This is a genomic window from Streptomyces flavochromogenes, assembly GCF_000717595.1.
GTDB classification, from domain to species: domain Bacteria; phylum Actinomycetota; class Actinomycetes; order Streptomycetales; family Streptomycetaceae; genus Streptomyces; species Streptomyces flavochromogenes.
The window spans coordinates 63,330-79,238 of record NZ_JNZO01000045.1 but is presented as its reverse complement, the minus strand read 5'-3'; the positions used below and the strand labels follow the sequence as shown (position 1 = coordinate 79,238).

Annotated in this window: 12 protein-coding genes; 5 read left to right on the top strand and 7 right to left on the bottom strand. The window is 74.0% G+C overall.

Annotated elements, in window-relative coordinates; all coding sequences use genetic code 11:
- Positions 1-14: 14 nt before the first annotated feature.
- The 6 genes from IF00_RS0137575 to IF00_RS0137550 form a co-directional block, all read right to left on the bottom strand.
- Complete coding sequence (locus tag IF00_RS0137575; protein WP_037640051.1) at positions 15-1,907, bottom strand: helix-turn-helix domain-containing protein; 1,893 nt, start codon at positions 1,905-1,907, stop codon at positions 15-17.
- 211 nt (positions 1,908-2,118) lie between these two features.
- Positions 2,119-2,961, bottom strand: a complete 843-nt coding sequence (locus tag IF00_RS0137570; RefSeq protein WP_030326121.1) for a 3-hydroxybutyrate dehydrogenase — start codon at positions 2,959-2,961, stop codon at positions 2,119-2,121.
- Between the two features lie 55 nt (positions 2,962-3,016).
- Positions 3,017-3,499 (bottom strand): NUDIX hydrolase, encoded by a 483-nt coding sequence (locus IF00_RS0137565; protein WP_030326119.1) that lies wholly within the window; start codon positions 3,497-3,499, stop codon positions 3,017-3,019.
- Between the two features lie 53 nt (positions 3,500-3,552).
- Entirely contained in the window at positions 3,553-5,298 is a 1,746-nt protein-coding gene (lnt, locus tag IF00_RS0137560; protein WP_037640048.1) for an apolipoprotein N-acyltransferase, read from the bottom strand.
- Positions 5,299-5,441: 143 nt separating this feature from the next.
- Positions 5,442-6,014 carry a hypothetical protein gene (locus IF00_RS0137555; RefSeq protein WP_030326110.1) on the bottom strand — a complete coding sequence of 191 codons (573 nt, stop codon included), beginning with the start codon at positions 6,012-6,014 and terminating at the stop codon, positions 5,442-5,444.
- 128 nt (positions 6,015-6,142) lie between these two features.
- The gene (locus tag IF00_RS0137550) at positions 6,143-6,937 is read right to left on the bottom strand and encodes a glutamate racemase (RefSeq protein ID WP_030326106.1); all 795 of its coding nucleotides are present in this window, start codon (positions 6,935-6,937) and stop codon (positions 6,143-6,145) included.
- Between the two features lie 58 nt (positions 6,938-6,995).
- On the opposite strand from IF00_RS0137550, the gene IF00_RS0137545 reads away from it, so the two are divergent.
- The 5 genes from IF00_RS0137545 to IF00_RS0137525 all read left to right on the top strand — a co-directional run bounded on the left by IF00_RS0137545 (position 6,996) and on the right by IF00_RS0137525 (position 13,427).
- Positions 6,996-8,219, top strand: coding sequence for a glycosyltransferase (locus IF00_RS0137545; protein ID WP_030326105.1), 1,224 nt, complete (start codon positions 6,996-6,998; stop codon positions 8,217-8,219).
- A 412-nt stretch (positions 8,220-8,631) separates the two neighbouring features.
- Positions 8,632-9,135, top strand: coding sequence for a DUF6643 family protein (locus IF00_RS0137540; protein WP_030326104.1), 504 nt, complete (start codon positions 8,632-8,634; stop codon positions 9,133-9,135).
- Between the two features lie 55 nt (positions 9,136-9,190).
- Positions 9,191-10,015 carry an MOSC domain-containing protein gene (locus IF00_RS0137535; RefSeq protein ID WP_030326103.1) on the top strand — a complete coding sequence of 275 codons (825 nt, stop codon included), beginning with the start codon at positions 9,191-9,193 and terminating at the stop codon, positions 10,013-10,015.
- 143 nt (positions 10,016-10,158) lie between these two features.
- On the top strand, positions 10,159-10,767 hold the full coding sequence (locus tag IF00_RS0137530; protein ID WP_030326102.1) for an Rv1733c family protein: 609 nt from the start codon (positions 10,159-10,161) through the stop codon (positions 10,765-10,767).
- 254 nt (positions 10,768-11,021) lie between these two features.
- Positions 11,022-13,427, top strand: coding sequence for a right-handed parallel beta-helix repeat-containing protein (locus tag IF00_RS0137525; protein ID WP_030326101.1), 2,406 nt, complete (start codon positions 11,022-11,024; stop codon positions 13,425-13,427).
- Here IF00_RS0137525 and IF00_RS0137520 read toward each other — a convergent pair.
- Positions 13,397-15,835: a hypothetical protein gene (locus tag IF00_RS0137520; protein WP_030326100.1), complete on the bottom strand. Its 2,439-nt coding sequence runs from the start codon at positions 15,833-15,835 to the stop codon at positions 13,397-13,399. The genes IF00_RS0137525 and IF00_RS0137520 overlap by 31 nt on opposite strands.
- Positions 15,836-15,909 lie beyond the last annotated feature (74 nt).

Sequence of the window (15,909 nt, the reverse complement as noted above, 5' to 3'; positions counted from 1 at the left end):
GCACCGGGCCTCTCTCATGTGCTCGTGACCGCGTCCGCCAGGGCGTGCAGCCGCAGCGCCAGCTGGATCTCCAGGGCGCGTGCCGGGGACTGCCAGTCCGGTCCGAGGAGGCGGCCGACCCGTTCCAGGCGCTGGGCCACCGTGTTGACGTGGACGTGGAGTTCGTCCTTGGTCCGGGCCGGGCTCATGCCGCTCGCGAAGTAGGCGTCCATGGTGCGGATCAGGTCCGTGCCCCGACGCCGGTCGTACGCGACGACCTGACCCACCGTCCGGTCGACGAAGCCGTCGATGTCCCGGCTGTCGGCGAGCAGCAGGCCGAGGAAACCGAGGTCCTCGGCCGCGGCGCCCTGGCCGGAGCGGTGCAGGAGCCGGAGCGCGTCGAGGCAGCGGCGGGCCTCCTCGTACGCGACGGCCACCTGGCCCGGGTGGTCCAGGGGCGCCCGTACGGGAGCGGAGGCGCCCACGGTGACGGGTTCGCGCAGGGTGCCGCCGAGGCTGCGCGCGGTCTGCCGGGCGAGGTCGGCGGCGCTCTCGCCGGGACCGAGGGGCAGCAGCAGGACCGTTCCGCCGTCACGGGCCGAGGCGAGTCCGTGGCGGGTGGCGGCCAGGTGGGTGGCCGCCGACCAGAGGCGTTGGCGGTCGGCGCCCTCGCGGCCGCCGGCATCCGGATCGGCCGCGCCGCCGGCCCTGTCGATCCGCGCGGCGAGCACCACGTGCGGGGCTTCGCTGTCGGTACGGAGCCGGGCGGCGCGCTCCTTGAGCAGCCGCCGGTCGCGGTCGGGGGCGTCGAGGAGGTCGTCGAGGAGTTCGCCCCGTACGCGCTGCTCGGCCTCGCCGGCGGAACGGCGGGCGAGGAGGAGGAGGGAGGTGACGAGCGCGGCGCGTTCCAGGGTGCGCTGGTCGACCGGGTCGAGGTCCGGCTGGCCGTGCAGGACGAGGGCGCCCAGGGTCTCGCCGCCGGCGGAGACGGCGGCGACCCAGTCGTCGCCCTCGCGGACGGCGTGGCCCCCGGCGCGGCGGGCGGTTCCGGCGCCCTCCTCGGTGAACTCGACGGTTCCGCCGAGGACCTCGGAGACGGCGTGAGCCACGTCGTGGACGCCGCCACCGTGCAGGACGAGTTCCGAGAGCCGGTCGTGGACCTCCGACGCGCGCTCGATGACGCCGCTGTGCTCGCGGATGATGTCGTTGGCGCGCTCCAGCTCGGCGAGGGCCGAGCGGGTCTCCGCGAGCAGGTTGGCGGTGTCGATGGCGACGGCGGCGTGCGCGGCGAAGGAGCCGAGCAGCGCGACCTGTTCGCGTTCGAAGACCCTGGCCCGTCGGTCGGCGGCGAAGAGGACGCCGATGACCTGGCTGCCGAGGCTGAGCGGGACGCCCAGGATGGCGACGAGGCCCTCGTCGCGTACGGCCGTGTCGATGGTCCGGGTGTGCTGGAAGCGCGCGTCGTCGAAGTAGTCGTCGGTGACGTAGGGGCGGGCCGTCTGGGCGACGAGGCCGCCGAGCCCCTCCCCCATGCCCAGTCTGAGCTGCTGGAAGCGGGCGGAGACCGAGCCCTCGGTGACCCGCATGTACGTGTCGCCGGCAGCCGGGTCGTTGAGGCTCAGATAGGCGCACTCCGTGCCGAGGAGCGAGCGGGCGCGCTGGACGATGGCGCGCAGCACCGCGTCGAGGTCACGGAGTCCCGCGAGGTCGTGGGCGGTGGCGAAGAGCGCGGACAGTTCCGCCTCGCGCCGCCGCCGCCCCTCCAGCTCGGCCCGGACCCGCAGGGCCAGCTGTTTGGCCTCTTCGAGCTCGGCCAGCGCCTCGGGGCCCGCGCCGCTCGCACGGGCGAGCAGCACGGGCCGGTCGTAGGCCTCCGTGGCGGCTCCCCGGGCGAGGAGTTCGAGGTAGGAGACGTGTTCGTGGGACATGGACACAGGGATACCTGCCGAACGTGTGGTCGCACCACCCCTGTGGACGACCTTCACGGGGAAGCAGGGACACCAGGGGCGCCCAGGGCAGGGGCCCTGAAGACGCCCAGAGGGGGCGGGCCCCGGAGGCGCCGCCCAGGGGTCGGGCCCGGGGCGCCACGGGGAGGGCGGGCCCCCGAGTCTCCAGGAGCTGGAGCCCCGGGGGCGTCCCTCAGTGGGCGGTCCAGCCTCCGTCGAGCGTGAGGGAGCTGCCGGTGATGAACGAGGCCTGGGACGTGCAGAGGTAGAGCACGGCCTCGGCGACCTCCTCCGGCTCGATGAGCCGCTTGAGCGCCGAGTCCTTCAGCAGGACCTCGGACAGGACGCGCTCCGGCGGAATGCCGTGGGCGGCGGCCTGGTCGGCGATCTGCCGCTCGACGAGCGGGGTGCGTACATAGCCGGGGTTGACGCAGTTGGAGGTGACGCCGTGCGGGGCACCTTCGAGGGCGGCGGTCTTGGAGAGGCCCTCCAGACCGTGTTTGGCGGCCACATACGCGGACTTGAAGGCGGAGGCACGCAGCCCGTGGACGGAGGAGATGTTGACGATCCGGCCCCAGCCCTGGCTGTACATGTGCGGCAGGGCGCCCCGGATCAGCCGGAAGGGCGCTTCCAGCATGACCGTGAGCACGGTGTGGAAGACGTCCGGCGGGAACTCCTCGATGGGCCGGACGAGCTGGAGTCCGGCGTTGTTGACGAGGATGTCGGCGCCGTCGGCGGCCGCCTCGGCGGCGTCCAGGTCGGTGAGGTCGAGCAGCCGGGGTTCGAGGCCCCCGGGGAGTTCCGCGGCCTCCTCGGCGAGGGTCTCCAGGCCTTCGGCCGCCCGGTCGACGGCTCTGACCCGGGCCCCCGAGGCGGCGAGCCGCAGCGCGCAGGCGCGCCCGATGCCGCCGGCCGCGCCGGTGACGAGCGCGGTGCGGCCGGTCAGGTCGAGGGCGACGGCACGGGGCCGGGGTGCGACGGCGGGCGCATCGGGGTCCGATACGGCTCCGAGAGGGGCGGTGATGGGGGCGCTCATGCTCCGCACCCTATGAAGGGTCCACTCCCCCACCGATGTGCTTCGGACCCATAGTTCAGCCGGTTGCTGTGGTGCGGAACCATGTGGGTGCGTCGGCCAGCGCCTTCTCGATCCGCAGCAGCGAGAAGCGCTTCATCTCCGGAAGGTCGTTCACGTCGAACCAGCCGACCTCGGTGGACTCGTCGTCGTTGACCCGCGCCTCGCCGCCCACCGCACGGCAGCGGAAGGAGACGTCCAGGAACTGGCACTGGTCGCCGTTGGGGTAGACGACGGGCTTACGAAGGGTCTCGACGAGCACGATCCGCTCGACCTCGCAGTGCACGGCCGTCTCCTCGAAGACCTCGCGCACCGCGCAGTCGGCGGGCTGCTCCCCGGGCTCGACGATGCCCCCGATGACCGCCCAGCGTCCGTTGTCGGCGCGCCGGCCGAGCAGCACCCTGCCCCGGTCGTCGAAGACGACGGCGCTCACTCCGGGCAGGAAGAGGAGCTGGTGACCGGCTGTCTCGCGCAGGGTCCGGATGAAGTCAGGGGTAACCATGCACCGACCCTAGATCATCCGCGGATCCGCCCCGCTCGGGCGCCGGCCCCGCTCTACTCCGCCGCGGTGCGCCGGGCCCGTACCGAACGGAAGGCCGACCAGCCGAGACCGGCGGCCGCCAGCGCCACGAGGAGCGCCTCCGGCAGGGTGCCCATCCGGGTCGCCGGGGTCAGCGAGGAGCGCAGCGGCACCTTCTCCACCAGGACGTCCGGGGTGAACATCTTCGTCTCCGCGACGATCTCGCCGTCAGGGCGGATGACCGCGCTGACCCCGCTGGTGACGGGCACGACCACCGACCGGCTGTGCTCGACGGCCCGCACCCGCGACATCGCGAGCTGCTGGTAGGTCATCTCGCTGCGGCCGAAGGTGGCGTTGTTGCTGGGGACGCTGATCAGCTGGGCGCCATGGGTGACCGTGTCGCGCACGGCCCAGTCGAAGGCCGCCTCGTAACAGGTGGCGAGGCCGACCTTCGTACCGGCCAGGTCGAAGACCCCGACCTTCGTGCCGGCGCCGAAGTCGCGGCTCACCCGGTCGACGTTGCTGTTGAAGATGCGGACGAAGGACCGCATCGGGATGTACTCGCCGAAGGGCTGGACGTGCCGCTTGTCGTAGGTGGCGACCGGGCCGCGGTCCGGGTCCCACTCGATGAGCGTGTTGCGGAGCTTGCCGGTCTCGGGGGCGATGACCGCGCCGATGACGGTCGGCACGCCGATCGCGCGGACGGCGCCGTCGATGACGTCGGCCGCGTCGGCGTTCGCGTACGGGTCGATGTCCGAGGAGTTCTCTGGCCACAGCACGAAGTCGGGCTGCGGCGCGCGGCCGGCCTTGACGTCCGCGGCGAGTTCACGGGTGCGGGCGACGTGATTGTCGAGGACCGCCCGGCGCTGGGAGTTGAAGTCGAGGCCCAAGCGGGGCACGTTGCCCTGGACGGCGGCGACGGTGGCCGTGCCGTCCTCGGCCGAGTCGTCGACGAGCGGCAGCGCCGCGAGCGCGCCGGTGACCGGGACGAGCACGGCGAGCGCGGCGGCCACGAGCGGACCGCGCGGGAGGGTGCGGGAACGGCCGCCGGCGGCCGCTTCGAGCCCGGTGCCGGCGCGCGTGGCGAGTGCTCGGTCCGAGCCGGCACCGCCGGCCTCGGTGAAGGCGTCGGCGTCGGCGTCGGCGTCGGTGTCCTCGTCGTGGACCGTGCCGGTCGCCGCGCCCGCGGCCCGGCGGGTCTGGATCTGGCGGTACGTCTCGTACAGGCCGAAGCCGCAGAGGGCGACGGCGAAGCCGAGCACCGGCGTGCCGCCCACGGCGGCCAGCGGCAGGAAGATCCCGTCCGCCTGCCCGAAGGCGATCTTGCCCCACGGGAAGCCGCCGAAGGGCACGCGCGCGCGTGCCGCCTCCGCGAGGATCCACACCGCGGCGGCGAAGAACGGCCACCACGGGAGCCGGGAGACCGCCGCGATCCCGAGGCCGGCGAGGGCCACGAACAGCGCCTCGATGGCGGCCAGGGCGAGCCACGGCCCCGGGCCGACCTCCTCGCCCGTCCAGATGAGGAGCGGCAGCAGGAAGCCGAGCCCCGCGAGGTATCCGAGGCCGAACCCGGCGCGGAGCCGGCGGCCCCGCAGGCTCCAGCCGAGCAGGGCGAAAGCGGGCAGCGCGAGCCACCACAGGGGGCGCGGCGGGAAGCTCAGGTAGAGCAGCAGCCCGGACAGCAGAGCCGCCCCGGGCCGTACGAACCGCCGCAGCCGGGGAGCCGGTGTGGGGGCGGTGTCGGCTGCGGACGCGTCGACGGGGGTGATGGTGGCGCTCACCTTGCGGAGTCTACGGGGCGTTCCTGTCGAGGGCGGAGGGCGGGCGCGCCGGGCGTGGGGCCCGGCGAGCCGCCTCGACTCACGAGGTCACGCCGGCTCCTCAAGCTCGTCCGGCTCCTGCTCGTGCTGCTCGTGCCATACGGTCACACGGGTCGGCCGGTCGGCGCGGGCGGCGCGGGCGGGGCCATGTCGCGGAGGCGGTCGCGGATGACGCGGACGGCGGACTCGGCGTCATCGACGGTGACGGTGAACGTCCGTCCGTCGCCGAGGCGCAGGATCAGGCCCTCGCCCCGCCGGACGACCACGGCCGTGCCCTTCTCGGGGCGCCAGCGGTAACCCCAGCCGCCCCAGTGGCGCGGGTCGACGCTCGGCTCGAAGTCGGCGCCGACGACATGGGAGAGGAGGATGCGGCGGCGCGGCACGCCGATGTGGCCGCAGCGGACCTCCATGGCGCTGGCGTCGACCTTCACATACACATGGACGAAGGCGAGCGTGCCGAAGAGGACGAGCAGTCCGGCGGCGACGCAGCCGATCACGGCCATCAGCAGGGGTGCGATGCCCGAGGTCCAGGCCGACGCGACGGCGAGGGTGATGCCGAGGGCCAGGCAGGCGGCACCGGCGGCCGCCGCGACCCACTGGAAGCGGTTGGTGGCGCGGCCGGTCCAGACGGCGGGTGTCCGCTCGTCGGCGTACTGGTTCCGGGCATGGTCCCTCATATCGGGAAGCGTACCCAGGATCACCCGGAACAGCGCGATGGAACGAGGTCGTACGCACACGCTCGGTGATCGACCCCGGTGGGGGCGGTCTGGATCTCCTCCGCTCGGTGGCCGGTGGGGTCCCCCGCTCAGTGCGCGGGTGCGACCGCCGCGAGGAGCCGGCCCTGGGCGTAGCCGAGGGCGGTGGCGGGGAGCGAGCCGGGGCGACCGCTGAGCAGCACGGACAGGCTGCCGGTGGGGTCCGCGGCGGGGGCGGGTTCGGCGCCGACGCGGCGCAGCGCCTGCGCGGCGACGGCGTCGGCGGAGCCGTGGAAGACGAGCGGGGGCAGTCCGGCGCGGCCGCGCGCCTCGAGGGCGGCGAGGATGCGCTCCTCGACCAGTTCGTAGTGGGTGCAGCCGAGGACGACGGTGTGGACGTCGCGGGGCGTGAGCGCCGCGGCGGCGGCGACCGCGCGGTCGACGGCCTCGGGGTCGGCGTGCTCCACGGCGTCGGCGAGTCCGGGACAGGGCACCTCGGTGACCTCGGCGCCGTCGGCGAAGTCGCGGATGAGTCCGCGCTGGTAGGCGCTGCCGGTGGTGGCCGGGGTGGCCCAGATGGCGACCTTGCCGCCGCCGGCGGCGGCGGGCTTGATCGCGGGCACGGTGCCGATGACGGCGATGTCCGGTTCGAGGGCGGCGCGGATGGCGGGCAGGGCGTGCACGGTGGCGGTGTTGCAGGCCACGATCAGCGCCTGCGGGCGGTGCTCGGCCGCGGCGAGGGCGACGGCGAGTGCGCGCCCCGTGAGGTCCTCGGGGGTACGCGGTCCCCAGGGCATCCCGTCGGGGTCGTTCGAGAGGAGGAGGTCGGCGTCCGGCCGGAGTCGCCGCACCGCGGCCGCTGCCGGGAGGAGGCCGATTCCGGAGTCCATGAGCGCGATCTTCACCCGGTCACCCTAGCCGATGAGCGTTCTGGGGCCCCGAATCTGGGGCAGACTGCCGCGAATGAGCACCCTCGCCTGGTTCGCGCTCCTCTCCCTGGTCGTCTGGGTCTGGCTGCTGCTCGGCCAGGGGTTCTTCTGGCGCACGGATCAGCGGCTGCCGTCGGCCTCCCGGCACGAGGAGCGGCGCACGCGCCGGGAGGCGGATCGGTGGCCTCGCGTGGCCGTGGTCGTTCCGGCGCGGGACGAGGCCGAGGTGCTGCCGCTGAGCCTGCCGTCTCTGCTCGCGCAGGACTATCCGGGCGTCGCCGAGGTGATCCTGGTGGACGACGGGAGTACGGACGGCACGGGGCGGCTGGCCGTCGAGCTCGCCACCCGTCATGGAGGTCTGGCGCTCACCGTGGTGTCGCCGGGTGAGCCGGAGCCGGGCTGGACCGGGAAGCTCTGGGCGCTGCGGCACGGCATGGCGCTCGCACGCACGCGGGGACCCGGGTTTCTGCTGCTGACCGACGCGGACATCGCCCATGAGCCGGACAGTCTGCGTCTCCTGGTGTCGGCGGCGGAGGCGAACGGGCTGGACCTGGTGTCCCAGATGGCCCGGCTCCGGGTGGCGAGCCTCTGGGAGCGTCTCGTCGTGCCGGCGTTCGTCTACTTCTTCGCGCAGCTCTATCCCTTCCGCTGGATCAACAGGCCGCGCCCGCTGGCGACGGCCGCCGCGGGTGGCTGTGTGCTGCTGCGGACGGAGACGGTGGTGGCGGCGGACGTGCCCGAGGTGATCCGGCAGGCGGTGATCGACGACGTGTCACTGGCGCGGGCCGTGCGGCGGGCCGGTGGCCGGATCTGGCTGGGGCTCGCGGAGCGGGTCGACAGCGTGCGCCCCTATCCGGGACTCGGCGATCTGTGGCGGATGGTCGCCCGCAGCGCGTACGCGCAACTGCGGCACAGCCCGCTGCTGCTCCTGGGGACCGTGGCCGGGCTCGTCCTCGTCTATCTGGTGCCGCCGGTGGCCCTGTCGGCGGGTGCGGTGCGCGGGGACGGGGCGGCGGCCTGGGCGGGTGGTGCGGCGTGGGCGGTGATGGCGGGGACGTACGTGCCGATGCTCCGTTACTACCGGCAGCCGCTGTGGCTCGCTCCGCTGCTGCCCTTCACCGCGTTTCTGTATCTCCTGATGACGGTGGACTCGGCGGTCCGGCATTACCGGGGTGTCGGTGCGGCGTGGAAGGGCCGGACGTACGCGCGACCGGAGGCGGCACCGGACCGGTGCCGTGACGTCGCACCGGGCGAGTGACCGCGACGCCGTTCCGGCCGCGTGACCGTGACGTCGCTTCAGGTGAGCAGGCCGCCTCTTCACGGAAAAAACAGTTTTCCCGACACGGGGAGTAGCGCCGTCAATTCGGCGTGTACACATCGCCCCGGAGATCCGCGGATTGACGCTTAAGCATGCCCATGATCACTCCCCGCACGCGTTCCCGGCACCTTTTCTTTATGTGTTCTTCATGCCCGGGGGCAGCCGGCCGGTCCATGGCCCCCGACCCGCCGGTAACCCCCTCCGAACTCGGCTTTTACATGATCTTGGCACGTTCCGCCGCCCGTTTTTGGCACGTTCGCTCGGATTGGGGATCCACTTCTTCACGAAGCCCGTCAAACAACCCTCTAATCAGGCTCCCCAACCAGCACATCGTGGGCTTAACTTATGTGCCATGACCTCCCCCCGCTCCACCTATGGAGGCGGTTACCACACCGCGCCGTCCTTCCCGGACACCCCGATCTACGACTCCCTGGTCGCGGAGCGGGGCACGCCTCAGATCGCCCCGATCCGAGTGCCCGCCGCCTACGACACCGGCAGCAGCTTCCAGGCCACCGGCAGCAGTTTCCCCTCCAGCGGTTCCTACCTGCCGGCGCTCCCCGCGGCACTGCCCGCCCTCCCGGCGGCGCCCAGCCCGCAGCCCTCCTACGGCAACGGCTACGGATACCCGCAGCCCGCACAGCAGATGGCCCCCGTGCCCCTGCAGCACGCCCCCGCCCCGTACATCCCGCAGCAGCAGGTGGCCCCGCGCGGCTACCAGGGCGGCCAGTACGCGCAGCCGCCCCGCCCCGCCCCCGCGGGGTACGAGGCGATGCGCCCGGCGGCACCCCGGCCCGCCCCCGCGCCGATGCAGTACGAGGACCCGTACAACCGCCCCTACCAGGGCGGAGGCTACTGACCGGCTTTCACCCTGCGGACGACGTCGGGTCCGGAGCGGCTGGCAGGATGACCGCATGCCGACTCCTTCGCTCCGCTCCGTCCACGTCCATCCGGTGAAGGCCATGCGCGCACTGGCCCCCGCGGAGGCCGAGGTCCAGCCCTGGGGGCTGGCCGGAGACCGTCGCTGGGCCGTCGTCGACGCGGCTGGCAAGGTCGTGACCCAACGCCGTCACCCCCGGATGGCGTTGGCCACGGCGGAGCCGCTGCCGGGCGGCGGGGTCGTCCTGTCCGCGTCCGGTCACCCGCCGCTGACGGTCGAGGTACCGCACCCCTCGTCCACGGTCACGGTGGAGATCTTCGACAAGCCGGTGGAGGCGGTGCCGGCCGGCCCCGGGGCGGCCGGCTGGCTCTCCGCGTATCTGGAGGGCGAGTTCCGGCTCGTCCACATGGACGCGCCCGAGCACCGGCGTCCGGTCGACCCGGACTTCGCACTGCCCGGGGAGACGGTGAGCTTCGCGGACGGCTATCCGCTGCTCGTCGCCACCACGTCGTCGCTCGACGCGCTCAACTCCCTCATCGCGCAGGGGGACCATGCCCATGAGGGCCCGCTGCCGATGAACCGGTTCCGGCCGAACCTGGTGATCGAGGGCGCCGCTCCCTGGGCGGAGGACGGGTGGACGCGGCTCGCCGTCGGGGAGGTCACCTTCCGGGTGGCGCGGCCGTGCGGACGCTGTGTCGTCACCACGACGAACCAGTTGACGGCCGAGCGCGGCAAGGAGCCGCTGCGGACCCTGGCCCGGCACCGCAAGAGCGACGGCCGGGTCATCTTCGGCCAGAACCTCGTCCCCGAGCACACCGGCACCGTCCGGGTCGGCGACGAGGTGAAGATCCTGGACTGAGCCGCTCCCCGTCCCCTCCTCCCCGCGGGACCGTGCCACGAGATCCCCCGGGGCCCCCGTCACACTTCGCCGACCGACAGGCGGGGAACCCGCCTCCGGGTCACACTCGTTGGAGGAGCTGTGAACAACGAGGGGGTTCCGACGTGCGCGCTGCCATCGGACTCTGGCGCTGGCGGCACAATCCCCTGCGCCGGACCACCGATCTCGTCGAGGCCTGGGTCGCCTTCACGGCGGTCGCGCTGCTCTGTCTGATCGTGCCCCTGACCGGCTGGGCGGCCGGCACATCCGCCCACGGCTCGCTCCAGCGCGCGGTCCGCACCCAGCAGGAACAGCGGGTGCCGACGACGGCCCGGGTGCTCAGGCCGGCCGACCGGCCCGCGGGCGGCCCCAGGACCGCCGAGGCGACCGGCGAGGAGCGTCTGCGCCGCTCCGTCGTCGCCGAGTGGACCGCACCCGACGGCTCGGCCCGTACGGGAACGGTGACGACGGCCCGGCGGACCTCCGCACCGGGCGCCACCTTCCCCCTCTGGACCGACCGGTACGGACATCCCGTGGCTCCGCCGATGCACCCGGACACCGCCCGCGCCCACGCGATCGTCGCCGGTCTGACGGCCGCTCTGCTCGCGGGACTCATGGTCGAGATCGTCCGCCGCCTCGCCGTACGCCGCCTGGTGCTGATGCGGTACGCACGCCTCGACCGCGCGTGGGCGGCGACCGGACCGGACTGGGGCCGCACCGGAACCGGCAGCTGACCCACGGCCGGACCCCGGTCGAACCGGGGCGGGATCCGGCGTCCGACCGACCTCCGGCAGCACCGCTGCGCGACCGAGCCCGACCGACCTCGACCATCGGCGACCGTCCCCTGACCGGGCGTGACATGCGCCCGGCGCCCACCCCGCCGCGGGCACACGTGCGGGTCCGCGACCCGTCAACCCCGTGCCCTCGCGCGCGCTACGGTGGGGCATCGGATCAGCGGCGAGGCATGAGGCGGGGGCAGGACACACCCATGGCACAGGGCACGGTCCAGGTGACGCACACCGGCACATCGCGGTGGCGGCGCCGCACGGGTGAGTACCCCTCGCTCGCCGCCGCACTCGAGGCGGCCGGGGACGGGGACGTGCTCACCATCGCTCCCGGCACCTACCGGGAGAACCTCGTGGTGCGGCGGGCCGTCACCCTGCGCGGCCCCGAGGGCTCCATCGGCTCGGTGCGGATCGCCCCGCCGGACGGGGTGCCGCTGACGCTGCGCGCCTCCGTCACCGTCCAGGACCTCCACATCGAGGGGCAGGACGTCGCCGCACCGGCGCTGCTCGTCGAGGACGGCACCCCCGAGCTGCTCGACCTGCGGATCATGACCCGCTCGGCGGCCGGGATAGAGGTGCGGGGCGCGGCCAGGCCGACGGTCCGCCGCTGCACCGTCGACAATCCCGCCGGGGTCGGCATCGCCGTGGTCGACGGCGCGGGCGGGGTGTTCGAGGAGTGCGAGGTGGTCTCCGCCGGGCAGGCGGGCATCTCGGTGCGGGGCGGCGCGCATCCGCGGCTCGAACGCTGCCGGGTGCACCACGCCTCCGGCGCCGGGATCGCCGTGACCGGCGAGGGCAGCGGACTCGAAGGCATCGGCTGCGAGGTGTACGAGATCAAGGGCGCGGGTCTCCAGATCGCGGCCCGTGCGACCGCCCATCTCACCGACTCCTCGGTGCACCGCACCTCGGGCGACGGCATCACGCTCGACACCGACGCGGTGCTCACGCTCTCCGACTGCGACATCCACGACGTCCCGGAGAACGCCGTCGACCTGCGCTCGCGCTCGGTCCTCACGCTGACCCGGTCGACCGTCCGCCGCTTCGGCCGCAACGGCCTCTCGGTGTGGGACCCGGGGACCCGGGTGGACGCCAACCAGTGCGAGATCCACGACAGTACGGGCGACTACCCGGCGGTCTGGGTGAGCGACGGGGCGACCGCGGTCCTCGACGCCTGCCGGGTGCACGACGTACCGGACGCGTTGTTCGTCCTCGACCGGGGTTCGCGCGTGGACGTCGTCGACAGCGACCTGTCGCAGGTGCGGAACACGGCGGTGTCGGTGAGCGACGGGGCGACGGCTCAGCTCGACGACTGCCGGATCCGGGAGGCGTCGACGGGCGCCTGGTTCCGGGACCACGGCAGCGGCGGCACCCTCGGCGGCTGCACGATCGACTCCGTACAGACCGGGGTCATCGTCACCAAGGGCGCCGATCCCACGATCGACCGGTGCACGGTCACCTCTCCCGCCGAGGCCGGATTCTACGTGTCGGCGGAGGGCCGCGGCTCCTTCACCGGCTGCCGGGTCACGGGCAGCGGCGGGTACGGGTTCCATGTCACCGACGGCTGCCGGACCAGCCTGCGCAAGTGCCGTACGGAGCGGTGCGCGCGCGGCGGATACGAGTTCCCGGAGGAGGGCGCGAGCGCCGAGGACTGCACCAGCGACGAGAGCGCGGTCCGCTCCTCCGTGCCCGAGGGCGGGACGGTGCTGACGGCCACCCAGTCGGGGGGACTGCTCGGGACGGTGCCCGCGCCCCGTGTCCCGGCCCCCGTACCGGTGCCGGACGTCCCGGCGGTGGACGCCCGTTCCTCGCAGGACGTGCTCGGTGAGCTGGACGCCCTGGTGGGTCTGGAGAGCGTCAAACTGGAGGTGCGGACCCTCACCAACATGATCGAGGTGGGGCGCAGGCGTCAGGAGGCGGGCCTCAAGGCCGCCTCGGTCCGTCGCCATCTGGTCTTCACGGGCAACCCGGGAACGGGCAAGACGACAGTGGCCCGCCTGTACGGAGAGATCCTGGCCTCGCTCGGTGTCCTGGAGCGCGGGCATCTGGTCGAGGTCTCCCGCGTGGACCTCGTCGGCGAGCACATCGGCTCGACGGCGATCCGTACCCAGGAGGCCTTCGACCGGGCACGCGGCGGGGTGCTGTTCGTCGACGAGGCGTACGCCCTGTCGCCGGAGGACTCCGGCCGGGACTTCGGCCGGGAGGCCATCGACACGCTGGTGAAGCTGATGGAGGACCACCGGGACGCGGTGGTCGTCATCGTCGCCGGCTACACGGCGGAGATGGAGCGCTTCCTCACGGTCAACCCCGGTGTGGCGTCCCGATTCTCACGGACCATCACCTTCGGCGACTACGACCCGGACGAGCTGCTCCGGATCGTGGGGCAGCAGGCGGACGAGCACGAGTACCGGCTCGCCCCCGGCACGGACGAGGCACTGCTCGTGTACTTCGCGAAGCTGCCCAAGGGCCCGGCCTTCGGCAACGGGCGTACGGCGCGGCAGACGTTCGAGTCGATGGTGGAGCGGCACGCGGGCCGGGTCGCCGAGCTCGCCGAGGCGAGCACGGACGACCTGACCCTGCTCTACCCGGAGGATCTGCCCGAACTCCCCTGATCCGCCGTAGCGTTCGGCGTGCGGGGGTGGGGTACGGCGGGCGGGAGCCGGTCCAGGAGGGCACCGCGCCGGTGGGCGAACGCCGGGTCGGCCTGGTAGTCGGAGTGGCCCAGGATCGGTTCGGGCAGCGGGTGCGCGCGGGTGCGGCCGTAGGCGACCGGGTCGAGCAGGGCCGCCGCGTCGACGGCGGGCCTGTCACCGTCGGCGGGGACCCGGACGGGGCCGCCGATGGGGTCGGTGGCGCGGTACAGATTGCTCCAGCAGTGGACCGTACGGTTCAGGGCGCGCAGCGCCTCCGGGCCGAAGTAGGCCGGGAACCAGCGTCCGTAGAGCCGCTCCAGGGGTGACCCGTACGTGAGGAGCGCGACCCGGCCGCGGGTGGCGGGCGGCAGCTGCCAGACGGCGGCCGCGGCGAGCACGCTGCCCTGCGAGTGTCCCGAGATGACGAGCCGGCCGCCGGTGCTCCGGGTCCAGGAGCTCATCCGCCAGGTCAGGTCGGGGACCGCCCGTTCGGCGTAGCAGGGCGGGGCGAACGGGTGGGCGGCGCGCGGCCAGAACGTGCCGACGTCCCAGAGGATGCCGATGGTGCGGCGGGCGGAGGCGTCACGGTAGGCGCGGCGGCCCCAGGTGACGAAGAGCAGGAAGCCGAAGCCGATCATCCAGGAGCCGATGGCCTGGGTGACGGTGGCCAGGGAGGCGATCGCCGGGTGGGCTCCGTCGAAGGCCCGGCCGGGGACGTTTCCGCTGGCCCAGGCGCCGGCGACGGAACCCGCCCCGAGGAGCAGGGTGGCTCCGGAGATGACGCCGACGAGGACGGGCGCGGAGTCGGTGAGCGACGCGCGGGCCCGGCCGGCCGCGATCCGGCCGGTGCGGACGGGGTCGCGTTCGTCGGCGGCGTCGTAGTCGGCCTCGACCTGGGAGCGCAGCCGGCGTCCGGCGAGCACGGTCCGGGCGGCGAGGAGCGCGGCGGGCGCGAGCAGCAGCAGGAGCAGCACGGGGATGACGGACGCCTGCCAGCTGAGCAGCACGGGCGGACTGATCCGGGGGCCGCCGTCGCCCATGCCGGGGGTGGCGGGCCCGTCGAGCCAGTCGGCGACCCGCTGGGCGACACCACCGGACATCACTCCGGCCAGGGCGCAGGCGAGCATCGCGACGGCGGGTCCGCCGAGTCCGCGCAGCGCGGTACGGGTGTCCCTGCGGGGCCGCCGCCGGAGGAGTACGGCGACGACGCCGAGGGCGACGACGAGGCCGCCCTGGACGAGGGTGAGTCCGCCGAAGGCGACGTTGCCGGGCAGGGCTCCGTCGGAGGTCCAGCCGGGGCGTGACCAGCCGGCGTAGAGGGCGGTGAGCGCGAGCACGGCGAGCGAGACGCCGGGCAGCCAGGAGACGAGGGCGCGTTCGACGCGCAGGTCGAGGCGGCGCTCGCTGCGGCCGCGGCGGCAGACGACCCAGAGGACGAGCACCGCGAGGGCGGCGACGGCGGCCTGGAGGGCCCGGCCGAGGAAGGCGCCGGCGCCCGGGGTGGTGACGTCGTGCCGGGCGGTGGCCGTGGCGAGGGCGGCGGCGACGGTGAGGAATCCGGCGGCGGTGTGGGCGGCCCTGAGGCGGGCGACGAGCCGGCGGCCGTACCAGAAGCCGGGGCGGCCGAGGGCGGGCCGCAGCTCGACGGGGCCGGGACCGTCGTCCCCCCGGTCGGCGCTCTCCGTGTCGGCGGACTCCTCCGGGACCGGGGCGAACCCCGTGGCGGCCGGTGGTTCGGCCACGGGGTCGTCGTATCCGGTCGGGGGGCGCTGGGCCTCGTACGCGCTCCACGTCCGGTTCGACAGGTACCAGAGGAGGCCGACGAGCAGGGTCGGCACCAGGGCGGCGACGGCGAGGCGACGGCCGGGCGCCGACCACCAGCCGCCCCGCGCCTCGGAGAGGAAACCGAGCCAGGAGTACGCGTCGGTGCAGGCGGCGCTCGCGGCGCACTGCCAGGCCGTCAGGTCGAGGGCGACCTCGCAGGCCGCGGCGGTCAGCAGCACGGTGAGGGTGAGGGCCACCAGCCGGACGAGGACCCCGTAGGTCCGGACGAGCCCCGGCCTGCCCGGGGCGGGCGGGCGCATCCAGTGCGCGAGATTGGCGACCATGAAGGGCAGGAGCAGCAGCCACAGGGCACGGGCGCCGTCGCCCGAGGTCAGATTGGACCAGACGTACGCCTCCGGGACCGGGCGGGCCGCGTACCGCTCCGGGTGGTCCTCGGCGTCGACGTCCTCGGCGCGCCGGTGCATGGCCGCGGTCCGGTCGCCGGTGATCCGTACGGTCCTCGGGTCGTCGAGCATGTCCTGGGGGGTGGCTCCGCCGACTCCGTGGACGAGGAGTTCGAGCGCCGCGCCCCCGCTCTCCGGAGCGGGTGTGGCAGGGGACACTGAGGGGACTTCCTCTCAGGGTGGGAAGATGCGACGTCGGCACCAGGATCGCGGACAGTGGTGCGCCCGCGCAC